The organism is Candidatus Synechococcus spongiarum, from assembly GCF_900047545.1.
Taxonomy (GTDB): domain Bacteria; phylum Cyanobacteriota; class Cyanobacteriia; order PCC-6307; family Cyanobiaceae; genus Synechococcus_B; species Synechococcus_B spongiarum_C.
Map to the genome: position 1 here is coordinate 1 of NZ_FITM01000118.1, position 5,158 is coordinate 5,158.

Sequence of the window (5,158 nt, forward strand, 5' to 3'; positions counted from 1 at the left end):
CCATTGCCGCGCCACCCGGTCCGTGGTCTTGGCTGGCGCCTGTTGTTTGCGGGTCTCCTCCTGGCGGTGCTCCAGCAGTATGGTCTCCAGCGGCGGCCGGGCCGTCTGCTGGCGGTGGGACCCGCTGTGGGTGCGGCGGCAGTACTGGAATTGGGCTACAGCCGCCCCGTGGATCCCGCCTCCCTGGCCGCATCCATCCAGCTTGCGCCTGACGTGCCCCTCAGTGTCACAGCGGATGGCGCCACGGTTCAACTGGGCCTGAGCCAGCCCTATCGCGCCAGCGGTCCCATCGAGGTGAGCCTGGGTGGGCAGGACCGGCAGGGTCGGCACCTCCGCCAGGTCCGGCTCCGGTGGGATCCCCGCCCCTTGCTGCTGGGGCTGGTGTCCAGCCCACAGGGGCAACGGCTGGAGTTGACCTGGCCCGATGTTGGCGGTGCATGGCAACCCATCACCCCATGGGAGAGCAGCGTCAGCAACGTCTTGCCCCTGCGGGATGGGCGAGGCGTTGTCTATGCCGCAGCGGCGGATTCCCTGAGCCAGAGAAACTGGTTCGTGGCAGTGGCACCGTCCAGTGTGGTGCCAAGGGATCCGCCCATGGCGCCGCCTGTCACGCCGCCCCGACCTCTGCCAGGTCCCGCCACCCTCTACAGCCAGTTCAGCAGCAGCAACAGGGGCCACCTGCTGCTCCAGGGGGTGAGCAGTGCCACCTTGGACCAACCCGCCCACCATCCACCGTTTCTGCAGCTCTTCCAACCCGACCAGACCAGAGGTCTGCGATGGCTGGGGCGCCGAGATCAGCCCTGGAGACAGGCGGCGCCCCTGGATCACCAGCCGGATGGACCGGCGACGTTGCTGCCCAGCGGTGATGGACTCGTCTTCTCCGACGAGAACGGGCTGGTGGTGGTCAGCTTGCCTCCCCTGTCTCCCCAGCGCCACCTGCTGCCTGGTAATCGAGACCTGAAAGCCTTCTGCGGTGCGGGGCAGCGGGCTGTGGTGTTGGAGCATCAGCCGGACTACGCCAAAACCATTGAACTCTTGCGTCCTGGCTTGGCGCCGGAGGTGGTGTGGGAAGGGGAGGCGGCGATTCTCGCCGTTGCCTGCGACGAGGCGGCGGAGCGCATCTGGCTGCTCACGGTGGATGGGATCCTGGGTGATGATGGCCAGCCCCAGCAAGACATTCTCCTGGTGGAAGTGCAGCCAGGCCATGGCGTGGTGGCTGCGCTCCACTTGACCCACCACAGCCCCAGCGCCACGCCCACGCTCCACTACGACCCCGTCACCCACCGTCTCTTGACCGTGCTGGAGCACCCTGGGAAGACCCGCAGTGAGGCACTGCTGATCACCCTCACTGCACCAGGCCAACAGGTTCCACCACAGGTGACCAGCATGGACAAGCCCATGGACATGGCGTATTGGCTGGTGCGCTCCTGATGATGCGACCAAGGATGGATGTTGGTTCCCTCCGGTCAGCTCAAGGCATTCTTCTCTTGGCAGAGGTCATCCATGAGCTGCTCTTCAAAGCCCGGATCGGGCAATTCCCAGGTGGACCACTTGCCGTTGCCGTTGGTTTGGTTGATGCGCTGGGCAGGGCAGTTGACGGCCAGGTAGAGCGGTTGTTCAGAGCCATTCAGGCTTTGTGCGACCCAATGGCCTTCGATCATCTGCCAATCTTGCCAGTTGACTTTGAGGGGACCGTAGGAACGCCAACCGGAACCCACCGTCGCACCGCTGTTGGCAGCTGAGGCGGCTCCGGCAGCAGTTGGATTTGCGGCCACCACGCTATCGCATCTTGCTCCTCCGGGTAGTTCCAACTGATCTCCCGTGTGGAGGACATTGCCAGGCCGGGGATTCAGGGCCATGAGTGCTTTGGCGTTGACCTGGCATTGACGGGCAATGCTGTAGAAGCCCTGCCGCGGCTGCACCTCGTAATAGGCCTTTGCACCGGCCGTCGTTTGGGCCGGTGTTGTGCCTCCGTTGGCGCCGCTGCCAGCACTGGCCACCGTGGCGGATGGGTCCGGGCAGCGGGCATAGCCGGGCAACGTCAACTGCTGGCCAGGGCGCAGAACGCTGGGGCTCTCAGGATTGAGGTTGATCAACTCTCTTGTATCTACCTTGCATTTGCGGGCAATGCTGTAGAAACCTTCCTGGGGCTGCACCTGGTAAGACAGTGTTCCTCCAACCCTGGCTTGGGCTGGTGTTGTGGTTGTGCCGGTATTGGTGCTCCGGGGCGTGCTGGCGCTAGCCACCGTGGCAGATGTGCCAGGGCAGCGGGCATGGCTGGGTAACGTCAACCGTTGGCCAGGGCGCAGGTTGACCCCGCTTGCGGAATTGAGGCGTATCAGTTCCTTGGCATCCACCTGGCACTTGCGGGCAATGCCATAAAACCCCTCTCGCGGCTGCACCTGGTAAGTTGAAGTCCTGGCAACTGCACCGGTGGGGTTCACCTGGCTCCCACACTGGGCATTGCCAGGGAGACGTAGCTGCTCCCCCAACTTAAGAGCATTGCCTGGTCGGGGGTTCAAACGGATGAGTTCATGGACATCCACTTGGCACTTGCGGGCAATGCCGTAGAAGCTTTCCCGGGGCTGCACCTGATAGCGCCCACTGGCCAATGCGGGCATCACCATCAAGCTCAGCAGAGGAACTGCGGCCAGCAAACGAAGAGAGCGAGCCATCGCCAAGATTGGTAAGGGAACAAGTGGCTCTACCATGCCAAAGGTCCCTTGGAAGTGCCAGCCCCCAACCATGGGGCTCTGCCCCACTAGGTCATCATGCGGAATCCATCCAGGATCACCCCGTAGACGAAGCCAACACGAAAGGCGTCCACCAGGTGAAGCCAGAGATGGTTGCCCTGTCGCTGCAAGCGTGGACGCTGCCGCACCAACACTTCCGTTAGGGCAATGGTGGTAACAGCCGCCATGGGATCAAAGACATTGAGCGCTCCGGAAACGGCGGTGATGCCGTTCCCCAACAGGAACGCCGCCGTGAAGACCACGGTCAGCAAAGACCAATGGCGCCAGGGATTGGCCGCCCAGAGGGCCAGGCCATGGAGGCTTTCCCCCATGGCCTGGCGCAGACGGGTGCGTTGCATCACCACAACCTCTGTCTTAAAGCCAGGTGCGGCGACGGCCTCACTCGGAGAAGGCATAGTCTCTGGTGAGCTTGTAGACCGTGCCGGAGAGGAGAACCAGAGCAATGAGATTGGGAATTGCCATCAGGCCGTTGAGGGTATCGGCCACACCCCAAACGATACCCCGGTCACCAGCGACACAGCCGATCACCACAACAGCCACCCACACAAGGCGGAACGGTGTGATGGCCTTGACGCCCAAGAGAAACTCCGCGCACTTCTCTCCGTAAAAGCTCCAACCAAGAATGGTGGTCAGGGCAAACAATATCAGGCCGGCGGTCACCACCCCGCCGCTACCGGCAATGCCGGCATCGAAGGAAGCAATGGACAGATTGGAGCCGGAGAGCTTCTCGTCCATGGCGCCTGTGGAGAGGATCACCAGGGCTGTCATCGTGCAGACCACGATGGTGTCGATGAACGTTCCCAGCATGGCGATGGTGCCTTGGCGCACCGGCTCGGTGGTTTTGGCTGCCGCATGGGCAATGGGGGCGCTGCCGAGGCCTGCTTCATTGGAGAAGATTCCCCGCTGGAAGCCCGTCAAGATCACCTGGGTCAGGGTGCCAGTGGCGGCGGCCTGGCCGGTAAAAGCATTAGCGAAGATGCTCCCGAAAGCTCCCGGCACAGCGCTGACCTGGGAGAGCAGGATGATCACGCAAGCCAGCACGTAGGCCACAGCCATGAAGGGCACAAGGGCAGATGTCACCTGGGCGATCCGCTTCACTCCGCCAATAATCACCAGGAACACCAGAACAGCCAGCACCACGCCGGTGACGAAGTTGGGAATACCCAGGGTGCCCACCAGGGCGCTGGCCACCTCGAAGGACTGGACCCCATTACCGATGCCGAACGCAGCCAGCATGCCGAACAGGGCAAAGAGGATGCCCAGCCAGCGCCAGTTGGGTCCCAGGCCGTTCCTGATATAGTACATCGGCCCACCCACATGATTGCCGAGGGGATCCACTTCCCGGTAGTGAACTGCCAGGACGGCTTCGGCATACTTGGTGGCAATCCCAAAGAACGCCACAACCCACATCCAGAACACGGCTCCGGGTCCACCGACAAAGATGGCGCCGGCCACGCCAGCAATGTTCCCCGTCCCTATCGTGGCGGAGAGGGATGTCATCAACGCCTGGAAGGGGCTCACGTCTCCGGCATCGTCTTCTTTTGCCGTGGTTGGTTTCAGCATCAGGCGGAAGCCGTAGCCCAGCCGCCGGATCGGCATGAAGCTGAGCCGCAGCATCAGGAGGATTCCTGTCGCAGAGATGAGCAGTACCGTGGGCCATCCCCAGGCAAAATTGTTGATCGGGTCGTTGATAGATTTGATCAGCTCCTCAACACCCATCACAGCAGGCGCCAAGGGCAGTGGTGTCACCATGTTTTTGGTTCCAACTTGGCACAATAGTAGCTAGCTTCTGCAAATTGTCAAACCTTGGGCTGGTTGAGTTAGAGAAACACAGCAACACTTGAAAGCAGTTGCACACTGGGCAGTAATTTCCGTCCCTCTAAAAGGAAGCTGAAATGGTGCGTAGGTTCATGCAAAGTGTGATAACAGTAATTGTAAGAAAAATCCCAAACACGCTGAAATTTAAATAGATCTTAGAATTCCATGAAGGTGGTGTCTCAAAGATGGTCAAGGTTGAAAGGTGCGTAGTCCCTGGGCCGCGCAAACCACCTCAGTGGCAGCTGGGCAAGGAGGCCACCAACCACCAGCGCGGTGCTGGCGGCGATGGGCGTGCGCCGGATCACCGTCAGTGATCTGCCCGAAGCACTGCTGACCGAGGCCTGGCACCGTGCCGCCGCCGGTATCAGGTCCCAACAGGTCATCCGAGTTCTGGTTAAGGGGAAGGGAGGACACTGCCCCGGCGCTGGCTTGGGGCTTTTTTCCGCCCAGGATGCCCTCTCGCCCTGAAAAGCCAGTTGCGGGAAGGGTTGACAGGGACTGGTAGCCGTTCAGGTGGGGAAACGGCAACTCCTAGGCACAGGACTCATAACCAGAAGATGGGAGTGGCGGCGAGGAGGACGGCAGAG

The 5,158-nt window shown here is 61.6% G+C and carries 4 protein-coding genes; 1 reads left to right on the forward strand and 3 read right to left on the reverse strand.

Going from position 1 to position 5,158, the window contains the following annotated elements:
- On the forward strand, positions 1–1,431 hold a 1,431-nt coding region (locus tag FLM9_RS08175; RefSeq protein ID WP_074457538.1), incomplete at its 5' end, for a hypothetical protein.
- Between the two features lie 35 nt (positions 1,432–1,466).
- On the opposite strand, the gene FLM9_RS04990 is transcribed toward FLM9_RS08175, so the two are convergent.
- From FLM9_RS04990 to FLM9_RS05000, 3 genes are all read right to left on the reverse strand, one after another.
- On the reverse strand, positions 1,467–2,675 hold the full coding sequence (locus tag FLM9_RS04990; protein ID WP_180365304.1) for a DUF8654 domain-containing protein: 1,209 nt from the start codon (positions 2,673–2,675) through the stop codon (positions 1,467–1,469).
- Between the two features lie 86 nt (positions 2,676–2,761).
- Positions 2,762–3,148: a DUF565 domain-containing protein gene (locus FLM9_RS04995; protein ID WP_081340205.1), complete on the reverse strand. Its 387-nt coding sequence runs from the start codon at positions 3,146–3,148 to the stop codon at positions 2,762–2,764.
- Complete coding sequence (locus FLM9_RS05000; protein WP_257243014.1) at positions 3,132–4,472, reverse strand: alanine/glycine:cation symporter family protein; 1,341 nt, start codon at positions 4,470–4,472, stop codon at positions 3,132–3,134. The genes FLM9_RS04995 and FLM9_RS05000 overlap by 17 nt, the downstream gene beginning before the upstream one ends.
- Positions 4,473–5,158 lie beyond the last annotated feature (686 nt).

Coding starts and splice junctions, on each gene's coding strand:
- FLM9_RS04990 (WP_180365304.1), bottom strand. CDS start 2,675: ATGGCTCGCTCTCTTCGTTTGCTGGCCGCAGTTCCTCTGCTGAGCTTG.
- FLM9_RS04995 (WP_081340205.1), bottom strand. CDS start 3,148: ATGCCTTCTCCGAGTGAGGCCGTCGCCGCACCTGGCTTTAAGACAGAG.
- FLM9_RS05000 (WP_257243014.1), bottom strand. CDS start 4,472: ATGGGTGTTGAGGAGCTGATCAAATCTATCAACGACCCGATCAACAAT.